The organism is Achromobacter sp. ACM04 (assembly GCF_014851465.1).
GTDB classification, from domain to species: domain Bacteria; phylum Pseudomonadota; class Gammaproteobacteria; order Burkholderiales; family Burkholderiaceae_B; genus Achromobacter; species Achromobacter aegrifaciens.
Genome location: NZ_JACUZS010000006.1, coordinates 78,439 through 94,711, shown reverse-complemented (window position 1 = coordinate 94,711; position 16,273 = coordinate 78,439). Strand labels below are relative to the sequence as shown.

Genomic DNA, 16,273 nt, shown 5'->3' with positions numbered 1-16,273 from the left:
TCAATCCATGACCAGGTTGATCTGCTTGAACAATTCCTTGAAACGGACGTACTCGTCCGCCATGCGCTTGCCGAAGTCCGCCCGGCTGTCCGCTGAAGGAACGATACCGAGGCCGGCGAATTTCTCCTGGGTTTCCGGGTTGTTCACGGCCTTGACGATTTCGTCGTGGAGACGGTCCAGGATCGCCTGCGGCGTGCCGGCAGGCGCGACGATGCCATACCAGGCGACGCTCTCCGCACCGGGCAGTCCGGCTTCGGCAACAGTGGGGACGTCCGGCAGCAAGGGCGAACGCTTGGTATCGGCCACTGCCAGGGCGCGCAGCTGGCCGGACTTCACGAACGACAGGATGGGCGGGACGCCGCTGATGACCATCTGGGTGCGCCCGCCCAGGGTGTCCGTAATCGCATCGCTGTTGCCCTTGTAGGGCACGTGCAGGATTTCGGTCTTGGACAAGTGCTGGAACAGCTCGCCGGCGATATGGCCGCTGGTGCCGACGCCAGCCGAGGCGTAGTTGACCTTGTTCGGATTGGCCTTGATGTAGGCAATCAGCTCCTTCAGGTTGGTCACCGGAATCGACGGGTTGACCAGGATGACGTTCGGTCCCGTCGCCACCAGGGCAACCGGCGCCAGATCCTTGAGCGGGTCATAGGGCATCTTGCTGCGGGCATTGGGATTGACCGTGATCGGCCCGGCCGAGGCGAAGCCGATGGTGTAGCCGTCCTTGCCGGACTTGGCGACGATGTCGGTGGCCAGGTCGCCGCCGGCGCCGGGCTTGTTCTCTACGATCACCGGCTGGCCGAGTTGCTCGGCCAGGGGCTTGGCCACCAGGCGCGCAATGATGTCGATGGAACTGCCGGGGCCGAAGGTGGCGATCAGGCGTATGGGGCGCGCAGGGTACGCATCGGCGGCCTGCGCGCCTGTGACGGCGGCCAGGCTCAGGGCCAGGCCGGCGATCAATCGAAAAGCAATCATGATGTTGTCTCCCATGGATAGTGGCTTTTTTGCGGATCGTGTTCGCGGCGCGCGGCTCAGTCCCGGTGCGAGTACATCCGCTTGCCGGGATGCGGCAGCCGGGCGCGCAGGATGACGCCCTGCTCCGCTTCGGTGATGAACAAGGAGCGCCCGTCCTCGCCGCCGAAAGCGACGTTGGTGGTGCGCAGGCCCGCACAGGAACGGATGCGGTAGAGGGGTTCGCCCAGCGGGCTGAACAGCCATACGGTGCCCGCCTGCGCGTGGACGATGGCCAGGTTGCCGGCCTCATCCAGGGCCATGCCATCCGGCCCGGCCGTGCTGCCCGATAGCTGGATGAAACGGCTGGCCTTCTTCATCTGGCCATCCGGCTCCAGCCGCAGGGCGTAGATGGCGTTGTCGTGCGTGATGGCCACGTAGAGCACGTTCTCGGCCCTGTTCATGACCAGGCCATTGGGGCCCGCCAGGCCATCCATGATGAGGTCCACCGTCTTGCCGTCGGCGCGCAGGCGGAACACGCGGCCGGTGGGGTTTTCCAAGGCGCTTTCACCCTGATCGGTGAAGTACAGGTCGCCGTTGGAAGCGAAGAACAGATCGTTCAGGCCCTTCAAGCCTTCCCGCCGCACGTGCTGCAGGTAGGGCCGGATGCTGCGGGTCTCGGGATCCAGAAGCATCAGGCCGTGCAGATGGTCGGCAACGAAGATGCGGCCGTCGCGATGGATCTTCAGGCCGTTGGGTTCGCCTTCGTAGCTGACGATGACCTCGAAATTGCCTGCCGGATCCACGCGCAGGATGCGTCCATGCGCCAGGTCGACGCACCAGAGATTGCCCAAGCGATCGAAGGCGGGCCCCTCCAGAAAGGAGTGCATCTTCACGTGACGCGCGGCGAGCCAGGTCGAGGCCTGATCGGTCAGGTGCAGGGATTCGGGCAGCCGGGCGTAGACCTCGGTGCCCATGGGTTCAGCGGGAGGGTACATTGCTGTTCCTTTCAGGATTGCGATGGGCTGGCCGGAAGCTCGATTCCCAGCATCAACGAACTGAGCGACTTGCCATGGGGATCCAGGCGCAGCGAGCGCGTGACGCCGCCGGACAGTACGTCCGGGATGACAAAGTTCAGCGCCCTCAGGCTTTCGACCTCGTAGCGCCTCACCTTTCCTGCTCCCAGATGGGCAAAGGCCTGCTCGACGCGCTCGGCGGTAAGCGCCTGGCGCAGCAGGCGCCAGGCGTCCTCGTCGTAGGCAATGACGGCGATGCTCGAGGTATTGCCCTTGTCGCCAGCGCGCGCATGCGCAAGGTCATGAACCAGAATGCTCATGGTCAGGCTCCCACCGTAATGACTTCGGGCGTGACCCAGTCGCGCGGAATCAACAGGGCGTCCACGGCTATGACTTCCTTGGCGCCCAGGTTGACGGGACCGCCTGCGCCATAAGGTCCCTGCATGTTCAGTTGCCGCACGTGATCCCCCAACAAGTGCGCGCTCTTTTTGTCGGGACAGCGGGCCGACACGCGCAACCGGACTTCGTAGGGGTGGCCGGCGACGGCCTGCGGATGATCGCCATGCAGGCTGCTCACGCCGATCAGATCGACCTGGATCTCGCTGGCCGCGCCGCCGTCGAGCCGGAACCGCTCTTTCACCGTGTCGGCCGCCAGCCGCGCCCGCGCGATCGCGTTCACGCCTGCATAGGCGACCTCGCCAGTGCCTATCCAGCCATCGAAGTAGCCGACCACGACCTTGTAGCTATCGGTGCGCGGCGCGGCGCGTATGCCGCGCACGGCCACGCGGTCCGCGTGCTGCTCTTCAAAATGCAGGCCTTCCAGGCTCAACACGCAATCTGGCGTGATGTAGGCCGAGGGATCATGGATTTCGTATAGCGCCTGCTCGGTACAGGTCATGCGGTCGAGGCGGCCGCCCGAGCCGGCGGGCTTGCCTATGTACAGTTCGCCGTCGCTGTAAAGATCGGCATAGGGATAAGCCAGTTCGGCCAGGCGGGGCACGTCTTTCTTTCCCGGGTCGGCGAAATAGCCGCCGGTGATCTGCGCGGAACACTCCAGCAGGTGGCCCATGATGGTGCCCGCCGCCAGCTTGGGCAGGTCCTCGTAGCTCCAGCCGTGATGATGCAGGGCAACGCCCAGAAACAGCGAGGGATCGGCGACCCGGCCCGTCAACACCACGTGCGCGCCGGTGGCCAGCGCATCGCGGACCACATCGGCGCCCAGGTAGGCATTTGCCGAGGCCAGCTGGGGCAGGATCGCCTCCAGCGGCAGATCGCGATCCAGCAGGCGCAGTTCAGGATGCAGGCGCACGCGCTCGGCCACGTCGTCGCCGACTACGGCGGCGCACTTGAGCTCCCGCCATCCCAAGGCGTGTCCTATGTCCAGCGCGGCCTGCGCGGCGCCGGCCGGATTGGCCGCGCCCATGTTGGACACCAGCCGTACACCTTTCTCCCGGCACGCCGGCAGGAAGGCACGCATGCGCTCCTCCAGCATCGGGTTGTAGCCGTGAGCGCCGTCATGCTTGCGTGACAGCGTTTCGCGCGCAATGGTCCGTTCGGCCAGGCATTCGCACACCAGGTAATCGATATCGCAGTCTTCCAGCAGCGGCATGGCCGGACCGATGCGGTCGTCCGCCATGCCGGCCCCTACGCCGATGCGCAGCCGCTTGCGCGGTTCATTCATGTCTGTCTCCGTCCGTATTGCTACTTTGCGGCCTAGTATGCTGCGGCCAGCCTGATCTGAAAATTGATATATTTATATCTTCGTAATAACCCAAACGCATCACGCAGGCCATGACCCTGACCATTTCCGAATTGGAGGCGGTGCTGTTGGTGGCGGAAACGCTCAACTTCCGCATGGCCGCCGAACGCGTGCCGATTTCGCAGCCGGCGCTCAGCCGGCGCGTACAGGCGGCGGAACAGAAGCTCGGCGCCAGGCTGTTCGACCGTGACAAGCATGGCGTGGCGCTGACCTCCGCTGGCGCGGAACTGGTGCCTATTGCGATGCGGATGCTGTCGGAGTTCCGCGACTCGCTTAGCGATCTGTCCGAATTCATCGCGGGCCGTCGCGGCAGCATCAACATCTGGGCCCTTCCCTCCGTCGCCTCCGCACTGCTGCCCGCGGCGACGCGCACTTTCCAGAAGTCGCACCCGCAGGTACGCCTGAACATCCACGCGGTTTCCGCGCGCCAGATCACGCAGGCCGTATCGGAAGGCAATGCCGACATCGGCATCTCCATCGAGATCCCCGACCAGCCGGCCAGCGTGCAATTCACGCAACTGCTGAAAGAGAACTTCGTGCTGATCTGCCCTATCGGCGATCCGCTGGCGCAACGCAAGCGCGTGGATTGGAGCGTTTTTGCCGACCGGCCTTACGTTGCGAGCGGGCCCGCCAGCAGCATCCGCCAGGTCACCGACCAGATCCTGGCAGCCTCCGGCCGGCTGCCGGAAATGAACTACGTGTCCGACAATATTTCGGTAGTAGGCGCAATGGTGGCTGCCGGCGTGGGCATAGCGGCAGTGCCGCAACTGGCCCTGCGCCTGATGGATACCACGCGCCTGTGCAGCGTGGCGCTGCACTCGCCCGCCGCGTCACGGAACATCGGCATCTTGCTCAAGCGCCAACGATCCCTGTCGGCGGCGGCGCAACGCTTCCTGGACACCTTGCGGCAGACGGATCCGGGTTAGGAGCGTAGCGCTCGGTCTGCTGCCATCATCCACCTTAGAAAGCCATCCTGAAGCCCGCGGTCGCGGTGACGACATGGCTGCCGGAGAAATCCGAGTCCGCGTCGACCTGGCCGTAGATCGCATAGCGTTCCCCCCAGCCGTAATTCACGCCCGCCCCCACGCTGCCCCAGGTTCGAGCCATGCGACTGGCGACCTGCGTGTCGGTCACGCGTACACGCGTTCCGTCCAGGAATTCATGTTTCACGTTGACGACGCCATAGACGCTGGACTCGCGCTTTACACCGGCCGTTTGCCAATTGCTCTTGTAATCCAGCGCAATGCCAAGGCGGCCCAGCAGGCTGTCGCCCTTGTCGCTTTCGACGCGCGCGCCGAATCTGTCGTTGAAGCGGTCGAAGCGGGTCGATACATATGTCAGCTGCGCCTGCGGAATCAGGGCGAACCCCTCGCTCAGACCGAACGCCTTGCCTGCCTCGATACCCAGCCCATAGCTCTGGGCCTTCTGGCCGCCTTTCAGTTTTCCTGCCAGCCGTGAATTGAGGTCGCTGTCGAACCAGGTCGCCTGAGCCTGGGCATCGATATAGACGCCATTCTTGCCATACCAGGTCAAAGTTGGCGTCAGGCCATAGGCAGTGGTGTCGATGGTGCCGTCGCCATACACCGACGACACACGCGTGTCGGCCTTGCCGTAGTAAAAGGCCAGGCCGCCGACCAGACGGGAGCCCTCTTCCTGGCCCGCCAGGATACGGTCAACGCCGAATTGCGCTTTCCAGCTATCGATGTCCTGGCGCGCGCCCGTAGTCGACGCCGCGGGATCGAGCCGGCCCGTCGAGCCCTCCACACGGCTCCATACGCCGTTGCGGCCGGCGTCCGCCGAATCATAGAGGCGATTGCCGACCCGCTGGCGCAGGGTAGGCAGCTGGCTCAGGTGTAGCAGCGTATTGGCATAGGCCTCATAGACCGGCACGCCGGGCTGATAGAGCAAGGGCGGCTCGGCGCCCGGCGTACCGCCGCCGGGCGAGGGTGTGCCAGGATCGGTCGGCGTAGTGCCCGGGTCCGTCGGGGTAGTGCCTGGATCCGTCGGGGTAGTGCCGGGATCCGTGGGAGTGGTGCCGGGATTGGTCAGGGACGACCGCAAGTACCAGCCGCCGTCGGCCGAATCCTGTTGCAGCACATAGCCATAGGCGCCGGCCACCAAGGCCGGACGCCCCCCGATGACGTAATCGCCATTGGCCAGATCGAATCTTCCCGCCGACAGGCCATGGACCTGTACCACCTGGATGCCCCGTTGGGTCTGCGCGCCGGCGCCTCCCATGTTCTTCACCGTGACCGGTGTCGTGCCAGCGCTGTCGCCCGTGATCACCAGCTTGTCCGTCGGCGAATCATCGGCGCCAAGCTGCGTGCGAATTTCCAGATTGCCGCCCTGCGCCGCATAGTCGCCCGCGATCGTGAGGGTGCCGAAGCCACTGCGCGGACCCGGTGCGATCGTGCCGCGGTTGACTGTCGCGCCCACGCGTCCCGTGCCGGTCAATCGCGCGCCCGAAAGCACATCCACCGGGCCGCCGAAGGTGCCATCCATCTGCAGCGTTCCGGCCTGAATCTCGGTGTTTCCCGTGAACGCCGCGCTGTTGCCGGACAAGGTCAGCGTGCCCGCGCCCTGCTTGTTGAAGCTTGACGTCCCCGAGAACGCGGTAGACACGCCCACATCATGACCGTTCGTGTCGAACCAGGCGCCACCGCTACCCACGGCCTGCGTGGCGAAACCGTTCAGGAAATTATCCTCGTCACGATTGGCCCGCAGGATGCCGCCGTCCAGGTTGAAGGTGCCGTCGCCCGCGCCCTTGATGACGGAGCCGGTCTCCAACACGCCGCGGCCGCTGGCATCGCCGGTCAGGTTGAGCGTGCCGATGGAAGTGCCGGCAGGGGCAAGCCACGTGTTGCGGGCGGCGACCGCAACCCCGCCCTTGGCGATGGTCAGCGTGCCCGTGCCTTCCGAACCTATTTCGATGCGGTCGCTGGCGGTGAGCGTGGAGATATCGGCCGTCGCACTCGATACGGTCACCGTGCCGACACTGCCCGCGCTCTTGCCGATGTAAAGCGCTGCCGCGGCGCCTGGCCCGCCCGAGCCGACGGTGCTGACGCTGGCGCCATCCAGGACGCGCAAGTCGCCAGTTCCTTCGAAACCCACGTATATATTGTTCAGCGGGTCCCAGACCGCCTTCGGGCCCGATACCGTAACGCTCCCTTCGCCGCCGACGTTCCAGCCGATGATCGCCTGGCCGCTGTGCACGACGCCGTTGTCGATCTGCAGCGTGCCCTTGCCGCCCGTGCCGATCTCGAACGCGCCGATGGTGTTGAGATTCCAGGTGGACCCCGCCCCGGAAACAAGAACGTTCCCGACGCTGCCATTGTCGACGCCGATTCTGGCCGAGTCGCTATGCGCCACGCCGCCGTCCAGGATACTCAGCGTGCCGATGCTGCCGGCCTCGCCCCCGATCAGCACCGGGCTGGCGCTGGTCCAGGAGGACGCCGTGCCATTGCCGTCGCGGCCCTTCACCGTCACGGCGCCTGGAGCGCCATTAAAAATTCCAACGTTGGCCCAGTCATTTTCTACGGAACCGCCCGCATCGATGACCAACTCCCCGGCCAGGGTATCTCCGACCGTCAGATCGCCCCCGACATTCCAATGCGGCGTCTGAACGGGCCCCGGCAAGACCTGGCCAGTGGCGGAGACCGATTGGGCATTTGCGGGACTGGCGAAGTTCGCCGCGTAGACAACGAGGGCAGCCGACTTCAGCCATCCCGTGCGCGAGCAATTCCTGGCGACCATGAACAATCCTTTCTGAGTAGACGCGATCTCCTGTCGGTACGGCACGCAACCTGGCTTTCTTAATAGGTATTTTCACCAAAAGCGCGGGATTGCATACGCGGGTTGGAGCTCGCCCTCAGAACGCCCAGCGCACACGCACCTGCGCCGATTGGTCGCGGTTGCCTCCTCCGAATTCGCCGTTGTAGCCCAGCGCCAGGGCGGCGCGATTGCTCAGGTCCACCTCGGCGTCCAGGCCGACTACCGCAGCGTTGCGCGCCAGCGGCACGCCAGCCACAGTGAAGTCCTGCCCGCCTTCGAAAGCCATGGTGGACTGGGTGGCCAAGTCGCCAAACGCATGACGCCAGCCCAGCGTGGCGCGCAGACGCCCATCCCTGCCGCCTGCCGCGAAGTCGCTATGGGCGCGCACGCCCAGCGTCGTGCTGGCCAGGTCGTCGCTGCTATTGTTGCCGCGCAGGGCCGCAAAGCCGCCGCTTTCCTGAAAACCGCGCGTACGTTGCTGGCCCAGGCTGACGCCGGCGAAGGGCTCGATGCCTGCCTTGTCGTCCTGGCCCATGGCGTAGCCCACTTCGGCAAACACCTGCGTGGTGCTGGCGTGATAGTCGGCCTTGAGGGTCTGGCTCAAGGACGTCACCTGGCGTTGCGACGCGATGTCATGCCAGGTGTAAGCCAGGCCGCCCATGACGTTCAGGCGGCCCGCCTCCAGGCCGAAGGATTTGCCGCCATAGATGGCGGCGCTGTAGCTATCCACCGTGGCCTTGGAGCTGCGGTCGGACACCTGGCCATCGGCGCGCGTGTAGCCCAACGATCCGCCCAACCGCCAGCCGCTGGCAGCCACTTCGGCGTCGCCCCCCAAGAACAGGCCGCCGGTGTTTTGTTTCCAGCTGGCGGCATTGCCGTCGCCCGCGTAGTTTTGCCAGTGGCCCACGACCTCGGCCCACATGGGCAAGGCGCTGGACGCGGGCCAGGCGGAGGCCGCAATCGGGCCGCCCGACTGCGCGGTCGGCGCGCCAGGGCGCAGCGTGGCAGTGAGATTGCCGTGCAGGTGATTGAGCGCACTGGCGCCGAACATGGCGGCGCCGGCGCGCATGCTGCCTTTGGCCGTGGCGTGGCTTTCGCCGGACAGGCTGTCGAACACGGCCTGGGGCGTTCCCGCAGGCAGCGTTTCAACGTAGCGGTACAGGGCGCTTGCAGGCGCCAGGCTCTCCGCCCCGTTGGCCACGGCGGTCTGGTTGCGTGTCTCGGCCAGATCGGCAAAGGTCATGCTGCCCGAGCCGCCGTTGGATTTGCGCCGCAACTGCAGCATTACATCGGTGCTGGTGTAGTTCAGCGTAGGGGCCAGGTAGGCGTAGTCCGAAGCCACGGTATCGAATCGGCCGATCAGGCTGTTCGCTGACAGGATGGTGTAGGTTTTGGCGACTTCAAAACTGCTGGGCGCACCCATATGAACCACGCCTCCGGCCAGCGTAGCCGTGCCTGCCACCTGGGTCAGCGTGCTGGCGTTGCTATCGGGGTCGGCTCGTACCTCGTAGGTGGACCCCGTCTGCAGTTCCAGATCGCCCTGTACGCGCAAGGTCCCATAGGGCGTTGCCGCATCGGGGCTCAGGCCCGCTCCCATGGCGCCGCCACTCTGGATGATGGTCTTCGCGCCAGGGGATCCTACCGAGCCAGTACCGGCCAGCTTGCCGCCGCTGGCCACCGTGAGCGCGCCGCCCAGGCTGCCGTCCACCACCAGATAGCTCTGCTGTACGGTGGTGCTGCCAGCAAAGCCGCTGCTGTCGCCTTTCAGCGTCAGCGTGCCCGCGCCTGTCTTGGTCAAGCTGCCGTTGCCGAGCAGGGTTTGGCCCATGCTGGCGTCCAGCGTCTGGCGCAGTTCCAGAGCGGCATTGTTGGTGATGACGCCGCTGCCCAGGTTGGCCGCCGATGCCACCAGGCGGCCGGCCCTGATGAACGTGGCGCCCGTGGATGTGTTGGCGCCCGTCAGGGTCAGTGCGCCTGCGCCGGTCTTGCTCAGGCTGCCGCTGCCGCTGAAGGCTTGCGCCATGCTGGCATCCACGGCCTGGTTCAGTTCCAGCGCCGCGTTGTTGATGATGGCGCCGCTGCCCAGGCTGGCCGCCGATGCCACCAGGCGGCCGGCGTTGATGAGCGTGGCGCCGGTGTAGGTGTTGGCCCCCGTCAAAGTCAGCGTGCCGGCGCCGGTCTTGCTCAGGCTGCCGCCGCCGCTGATGGCCTGGGCCAGCGCGCCGTCCGCGGCCTGGTTCAGTTCCAGCGCCGCATTGTTGATGATGGCGCCGCTGCCCAGGCTGTGCGAAGACGCAATGAGGCGTCCTGCATTGATGAGGGTGACGCCGCTGGAGGTGTTGGCTCCGGTCAGGCTCAGTGTGCCCGCTCCGGTTTGGGTCAGGCTGCCGCCGCCGCTGATGGCTTGGCTCAGCGTGGCGTCCGCGGCCTGGTTCAACTCCAGCGCGGCGTTGTTGACGATGGCGCCGCTGCCCAGGCTGGCGGCGGAGGCGACCAGCCGGCCTGCGTTGATGGTGGTGCCGCCGGTCGACGCGTTCGCGCCCGTAAGAATCAACGTGGCATCGCCCGTCTTGATCAGGCTGCCGCTACCGCTGATGGTTTGGGCCAGGATGGCATCGCTGGCCTGGTTCAGCTCCAGCGCCGCATTGTTGATGATGGCGCCGCTGCCGATGCTGGTCACCGACGCCACCAGACGCCCGGCGTTGATGATGGTGTCGCCGGTGGCGCTGTTCGGCCCCGTCAAGGTCAGCGTCGCGTTGCCTTGCTTGATGAGGTCGCCATTGCCGCCGATTGCGCCGCTCAGGAGCAGATCGTGGCTGCCGTCCACCGTCAACGCCTGATCGAGCTGCATGCGGTTGCCCACCGCCATGCTGCTGGCGGTATCCAGATGGGCAGCGCCGGTGACGTGCAACCTACCGCTTCCGAGGGCCGCTTGCTGCCCCAGTATCAAGGTACCGGCATTGAGCTGCGTGTTCCCTGAGTATTGGTTATTACCGTTGAGTCCGAGCGTACCGCTGCCCAGCTTGACCAGCCCCCCTGCGCCGGCAATGTCGCCGTTCAGCGCAAGGTTGTTGCTTCCCGCCAAGGTCAGATCCGCGTCCAGGGCAATGGCGTTGGACAGCGCGATTGCAGCGCTGCTGTCCAACGCAGCCGCCCCCGTGACGCGCAGGCTGCCACTGCCCAGCGCGCTGCCAGTGCCCAGCAACAGTTTGCCTCCCGCCAGGCGGGTGCCGCCGGTGTAGCTGTTGTTGCCATTGAGCGCCAAGGTGCCAGCGTCCAGCTTGGCCAGCGTGGCGTTGCCGCCCAGGTCGACATTCAGCGTGGCCGTCTTGCCGGCGTCTACGCGGATGGCGGCATAGCCGGCGGATCCGTCCACCAGTTCCAGCTTCCCGGCCGCTCCCGCCGTCAGCAGATAGCCGTCACTGGTGAACTGCATCCCGGTGGTGCGCTGGGTTCCTTCCACGGTAACCGTGCCGGGGCTGCCCGCGAACACCGCAAAGCTGTCATTCCATCCCGCATTAAACCCGCCGCTGGCGATGGTCCAGTTGGTGTTGCTGCTATTCCATACACCGCTGCCGCCCTCGACGTTACCGTTGCCGGCAGGCCCGCTGCCGTCCCAGAAGCGGACGTTGGACGTTCCCCCCACCACCAGATTGACCTGACTGGCAACGCTGGTCTGTACTTCCAGGTCGTTGGCGCGTACGCCTGAGGGCAGTGTCCCGAACGCCAGTCCGCGATCGGTCAGCGTGCCGACGTAGTCGAACAGGCGATACACGCCGATCCCGAAGCCACCGGTGTCGATGATGTTGAGCTTGCCATCCAAACTCAGGTTGCCAGCGACCTTGGCCAAGGCTGGCGCATTGGGCGAGGCGACGCCCAAGGCCGCGTCGATCTGGGAGTCGCCATTGAGCGCCAGCGCCCCCAGACGCAATGTCGCGCCGCTGACCAGCCCCAGGCGGCCGCCATCGGCAATGCTGACGGCTCCGGTCAGCGTGCCCGAGCCCGTCAGCGTGGCGCCGCTGGCCACGGCAACGCTGCCAGATCCCAGCGTGCCGTCCACGCGCAGCGTACCCGCATCCACCGTCGTGGCGCCGGCCAGGATGCTATTGCCGCTGAGAACCAAGGAGCCGTTTCCGGTCTTGTTCAGGCCGCCGTTGCCGTTCAGCGCGCCGCTGAAGCTGCCTGCCTGCACATTGAAGGATCCGGCCCGGAGGTCCACGCTGCCCGCGCCATTGAGTTGCCCCGCGCTGCCGCCCTGGTTCAACTGCAGGGTGGCGCCGGACGCGACGTTGACCTGGCTTGGGCTGCCCAGGCCACTGGCGGCGCTGCCGATCAAGCGGCCGGCATCGATGTTGTAGACGCCGCCAAAAGTATTCACGCCGCTCAGGGTCAGCGTGCTGGCCCCGGACTTGGTCAGGCCGCCGTTGCCGCTGAGCGTGCCCGTCAGCGCCAGGCCCTGGGTGCCGGCGAAGGTCAGCGAACCGCTGATGTCTACCGCGTTGGCCAGCGTCACGAAAGCGGTGCTGTCCAGCCTCGCAGTGCCAGCCACGTCCAGACGGCCGCTGCCCAGCGCCTTGTCATGGCCCAGAGCCAGGGTGCCGGCGTTGAGCGTGGTGACGCCGCTGCGGCTCAGGTTGCTGCCGCCAAGGATCAGCGTGCCGTTGCCGTTCTTGATCAGATCGCCGCCGCTCCTCATCTCGCCCGTCAGGGCCAGGCTATTGGCGCCATCCACGGTCAATGCCGCGCCCAGGTGCACCTCGTTGGCCACGGTGATGCTGTTGGCAGCCTGCAAGGTAGAGGCCGAATTCACGTTCAGAAGCGTGTTTCCCAGCGATGTGTCCTGCCCCAGGCGCAGGCCGCCGCCGTTCAGGGTAGTCTGGCCGTCCAGCGCATTGGCGCCTGTCAGGCTTAGCGTACTGTTGCCCTGCTTGACCAGGTCGCCGGTGCCAGACAACGTGCCAGAGAGGGTCAAGTCTCGATCGCCGACGAGGGCCACGGTCCCGCTGACCCACACATTGGTGCCGACATTCATGCCCGCCACGCCCGCCTCGATCGACGTGCCATTGATGGCGTTGAGGATCCCCGTACCGAGCGCCAACGGATTGCCGATGACCAGCCTCCCGCCGGTCAGATTGAGGTTGCCGAGCATGTTGTTGACGCCGTTGAGCGTCAGGGTGCCGCTGCCCGCTTTGATCAGGCCGCCGACACCACTGACGTTTCCGTTCAGGGTCAGATTGGTTCCCACACCCGTCTGCACCTTGGACACGCCATTGAGCACCTGGCTGTTGGCCAGTGCGACATCGATGATATCGGTCGCCAAGGTCGTGCCGCTCCCCAGCGCCACGCTGCCTGTGCCCAATGCCCGGTCGTGGCGCACGACCACGGTGCCGGCGCTGAGCGCAGTGCCTCCGGTCCAGCTGTTGTTTCCGCTCAAGATCAAGGAACCGGCGCCTGTCTTGGTGAGCTTGCCGGCGCCCTGGATTGGCGCGCCGATCAGCGCGCTGACGTCGGTATCTGTGATTACCTGCGCGATGCCGTTTGAGCCGTTTATAAGGTTCAGCGCACCGGACGCGTCAAGCTGGCCGACGATGTAGCCGTCGGTTTTGAACTGCATGGCGCGGACATCCTGGGCGCCGTTCACCATTACCAGGCCGTTCTGCCCCAGGAACACCGCGTTGGTGCCTTTCCAGATGCCGTTGTCATTGCCGGAAGACTTGGTCCAGTTGCTGTTGACGCTATTCCATATCCCGCTGCCGCCCTCCACGACGCCGTTGGCGACAGTATTGCCGCCATCCCAATACTGCGTGCCGAGGGTAGGCGAATTGATGACGAGGGTCAGCGTCTTGCCTGCGATGTCGAAGACCCGCCCCACATCGACGGTGCTCAGATCGCTGGGCGTACTGGCGGCAACGAGGTTGGTGCCGGTCAGGCTACCGGTGTAATTGAACAGACGGTAGTTGCCATTGGCCAGGTTGCCCGCGTCGATGATGTTGAAGGTGCTGCTGGTGATCGACAAGTTGCCCTGGATGTTGACCATCGGCGTAAGGCTCGGCGCGCCCAAGGCGAGATCGAGTGTGGCGCCGTTGCTCAGAGTCAAGGAACCCGTGGTCAGGGTATTGCCGCTGCTCAGGGCGAGGCGGCCGCCGCCGGCGACGGTCACGGCGCCGCTCAGGGCGCCGCTGCCGCCAAGCGTGCCGCCGCTGCGGACGTTGACCATGCCGCTGGCCAGGCTTGCGCCGGCAGCGAGGTCCAGGCGTCCGCCGTCTATCGTGGTGAAACCGCTGAAGGTGTTGATGCCGCCCAGGGTCAGCTTGCCGCTGCCCGTCTTGGTAAGGGTGGCGCCCGCAGAGCCGGAGATCGCGCCATTGAGGGTGATGGCGTTGGAACCCGTCACGGTCAGGCCATTGGTCCCCGCAGGCACGTTCAATGCCAGGGAGATGGGATTGTTCACGGTCAGCTGGCTGGCCGAGCTGCGCAGGGTCCCCCCCGCGGCCGTAATTACGCCGCTGCCAGCGAAACCGCCGTTGTCCACCACCAACTCGCCGCCCATCAGGCTGGTGCTGGTGGCCGCGCCGCTCAACAGCGCGCCGTTGACGGCCCAGGTCCCGCCTTCGACTTGCAGGTTGCTGAAGTTGGTGTACACCGACGAGAAAATCGCACCGCTCCCGGCGGCGCTCGAATCAAACCCGTTGCGCAGGGTCAGCGTGTTGTTGCCATTGGCGCCGCCATCGACGATGCCGACCGGCGCGAATGCCAGGTTGACGCCCAGATTGTTGCCCAGGACGCCGCTGGAGCCGCTGCCCGAGACGCTGCTGCCGGTGACCGCGATGAACTGGTTGGTACTGCCCGCCCCCAGCGACACGCTGCCATATATCGTGCCGCTATTGGTGACGACATTGCCCTGGCCTGACGTTTCGAACGCAACCCGGCCATGGATGGTGGCGCGATTATTCAGGTGGACCCGGCCGCCGCCATAGACGGCGATCACCGGCCTGACATCGGCAGCCTCGATGGCGCCGCTTAGCGCCCTGGAGCCGATGGTGCCATTGTTGTCGATGGCGGTCAGCCCGCCGCCGGCATTTTTCACCTCGATCGCCATGCCGTCGAACGTGGACAGGCTCGGCGGCAAATTGCCTGACACGCCGTACATGGCGGCGCCGCTGCTGTTGGTGATGGTCAGGTTGGATGCGACGCCTCCCTCCATTTTCAGCGCCGTGGTGGACTGGTTGAAAGTGCCCCCGCCCGTCGGGTCGAAGACGCCGCTGTTGTTCACCGTAATCCCGCGGCCGAGCAGGTGCATCGAGGGCAGGCCGATGACGCTGGAACTGACCGTAGCACCGTTCTGAATATCAAAGAGGAGGTCGTTGCCGGTGACGAAGTAGTCCTGGACCGTGCCGCTACAGGTGAGCGTAGTGCCGTCCGCAGGCGCCACAGGCGTACAGGCGGCGTAGGCCGCGCTGTTGCCAAGCGCGGCGGCCAGCAGCGTGGTCGCGGCGGTCAGCGTGGGCAAGCCGGCCCGGCGCGCGCGCCGCGGGCGTTGGCGGCCTTTGCCCGGGCCTCCAGCGATTTCGCTGACAGCCTGCCACACGCCTACGGCTGCGTTGAACACCACGCGGTAAATTCGGTTCATGGCACCTCCCAGGGGTGCATGGCCCTGGTCTACGAGTGAGATTGCAAGGATTGGAAGGGCCGTTCCGCCCGTCGTGACGCCGCATTGGACGCGGCTGGAGCCAACGTCGCTTTTGTATGCAAATTTTTACAGATCCGCACAATAAGCGATAAGCGGTAACACTGCAACGCTGGATTCTTGCGTGGCCAACACCGCGCGCCGTACCCGATCGGAAAAGATGCCAGCTAGAACAGCACGCCGTCCTGCGGCGCCAACGGCGGGGGCAGGTTCTTGTCGCCCAGCAACTCTCCGACGTTGATCTCGATGCCGCGGCACAGGGCATCCAGGGGCAGGTTGTTGGGCAGGCGGTCGAAGGGTTCCTCGATCTGTTCGCCCAAGGCGTCCAGCCCGAAGAACGTGTAGGACAGCACGCCCACCATGAACGGCGTCACCCAGCCTATGCTGCCAACCAGACAGAACGGCAGCAGCAGGCAATAGATGTAGACGGTCCGGTGCAGCAGCAGGATGTAGGCAAAGGGAATCGGCGTGCTGCGTATCCGCTCGCAGCCGCCGCCTATGTATGACAGCCGCGTGATCTGGGCATCGATGTCCGCGAGCAGGATGCTGTCCAGCCGCCCTTCCCGCCGCAACTGGGCATAGGCTTGGCTCAAGTCGCCCAGAAGCACACTGGGCGGATTCTCCGCCTGCATGATGCGGGTCGCAGTAGCGGCGGGCAGCCAGGGCTGCAGGTCTTCCTTGGGATCGCTCTGCCTCAGCATGTGCCGCAAGGCATGGGCATAGGCGATGAGGCCGTGCGCCAGTTCACGCTGGCGCACGGCGGGCAGGCCGTCGGGAAGGCTCAGCGTCTGCCGCGTCAGGTTGCGGATGACGATGAGCAGCTCGCCCCAGAGCTTGCGCGCCTCCCACCAGCGTTCGTAGGCCACGCTGTTGCGGAACCCCAGGAAGATGGCCAGGGTCAGTCCGACCAGCGTCAACGGCACCGCGCCCAGCCCCACCCCGCTCAAGGGCAGCCGATGCTCCGCCAGCACCACGGCGGTGGCCAGCAGCATCATGGCGACGACGCGCTTCCAGATGATGGAAACAATCGATCCCTTCAACGTGAACAGCAGCAGCCAGGGAGAGCGGGATGCGGGGCGGACGATCATGACG

8 protein-coding genes are annotated in these 16,273 nt (G+C 65.7%); 1 reads left to right on the top strand and 7 read right to left on the bottom strand.

Annotated elements, in window-relative coordinates; translation table 11 throughout:
• The 4 genes from IB259_RS28795 to IB259_RS28780 are packed head-to-tail and all read right to left on the bottom strand — an operon-like array spanning position 1 to position 3,645.
• A complete protein-coding gene (locus IB259_RS28795) occupies positions 1-972 on the bottom strand; it encodes a tripartite tricarboxylate transporter substrate binding protein (protein WP_119449600.1) in 972 nt (323 codons plus the stop codon).
• A gap of 56 nt (positions 973-1,028) precedes the next feature.
• On the bottom strand, positions 1,029-1,946 hold the full coding sequence (locus IB259_RS28790; RefSeq protein WP_119449542.1) for an SMP-30/gluconolactonase/LRE family protein: 918 nt from the start codon (positions 1,944-1,946) through the stop codon (positions 1,029-1,031).
• Between the two features lie 11 nt (positions 1,947-1,957).
• Positions 1,958-2,284: a hypothetical protein gene (locus IB259_RS28785; protein WP_054451251.1), complete on the bottom strand. Its 327-nt coding sequence runs from the start codon at positions 2,282-2,284 to the stop codon at positions 1,958-1,960.
• Positions 2,285-2,286: 2 nt separating this feature from the next.
• Positions 2,287-3,645 carry an acyclic terpene utilization AtuA family protein gene (locus tag IB259_RS28780; protein ID WP_192330811.1) on the bottom strand — a complete coding sequence of 453 codons (1,359 nt, stop codon included), beginning with the start codon at positions 3,643-3,645 and terminating at the stop codon, positions 2,287-2,289.
• Positions 3,646-3,755: 110 nt separating this feature from the next.
• On the opposite strand from IB259_RS28780, the gene IB259_RS28775 reads away from it, so the two are divergent.
• Positions 3,756-4,649, top strand: a complete 894-nt coding sequence (locus IB259_RS28775; protein WP_054451249.1) for a LysR family transcriptional regulator — start codon at positions 3,756-3,758, stop codon at positions 4,647-4,649.
• Positions 4,650-4,683: 34 nt separating this feature from the next.
• On the opposite strand, the gene IB259_RS28770 is transcribed toward IB259_RS28775, so the two are convergent.
• From IB259_RS28770 to IB259_RS28760, 3 genes are all read right to left on the bottom strand, one after another.
• A complete protein-coding gene (locus IB259_RS28770) occupies positions 4,684-7,476 on the bottom strand; it encodes an autotransporter outer membrane beta-barrel domain-containing protein (protein WP_192330809.1) in 2,793 nt (930 codons plus the stop codon).
• A 115-nt stretch (positions 7,477-7,591) separates the two neighbouring features.
• A complete protein-coding gene (locus tag IB259_RS28765) occupies positions 7,592-15,124 on the bottom strand; it encodes an autotransporter-associated beta strand repeat-containing protein (protein ID WP_192330807.1) in 7,533 nt (2,510 codons plus the stop codon).
• A gap of 224 nt (positions 15,125-15,348) precedes the next feature.
• Entirely contained in the window at positions 15,349-16,269 is a 921-nt protein-coding gene (locus IB259_RS28760) for a bestrophin family protein (protein WP_054451236.1), read from the bottom strand.
• Between the last annotated feature and the right edge of the window lie 4 nt (positions 16,270-16,273).

Bases quoted from the DNA above. Each gene is read 5' to 3' on its own strand.
- IB259_RS28760 (WP_054451236.1), bottom strand. From the start codon at position 16,269: ATGATCGTCCGCCCCGCATCCCGCTCTCCCTGGCTGCTGCTGTTCACG.
- IB259_RS28785 (WP_054451251.1), bottom strand. From the start codon at position 2,284: ATGAGCATTCTGGTTCATGACCTTGCGCATGCGCGCGCTGGCGACAAG.
- IB259_RS28770 (WP_192330809.1), bottom strand. From the start codon at position 7,476: ATGGTCGCCAGGAATTGCTCGCGCACGGGATGGCTGAAGTCGGCTGCC.
- IB259_RS28795 (WP_119449600.1), bottom strand. From the start codon at position 972: ATGATTGCTTTTCGATTGATCGCCGGCCTGGCCCTGAGCCTGGCCGCC.
- IB259_RS28775 (WP_054451249.1), top strand. From the start codon at position 3,756: ATGACCCTGACCATTTCCGAATTGGAGGCGGTGCTGTTGGTGGCGGAA.
- IB259_RS28765 (WP_192330807.1), bottom strand. From the start codon at position 15,124: ATGAACCGAATTTACCGCGTGGTGTTCAACGCAGCCGTAGGCGTGTGG.
- IB259_RS28780 (WP_192330811.1), bottom strand. From the start codon at position 3,645: ATGAATGAACCGCGCAAGCGGCTGCGCATCGGCGTAGGGGCCGGCATG.
- IB259_RS28790 (WP_119449542.1), bottom strand. From the start codon at position 1,946: ATGTACCCTCCCGCTGAACCCATGGGCACCGAGGTCTACGCCCGGCTG.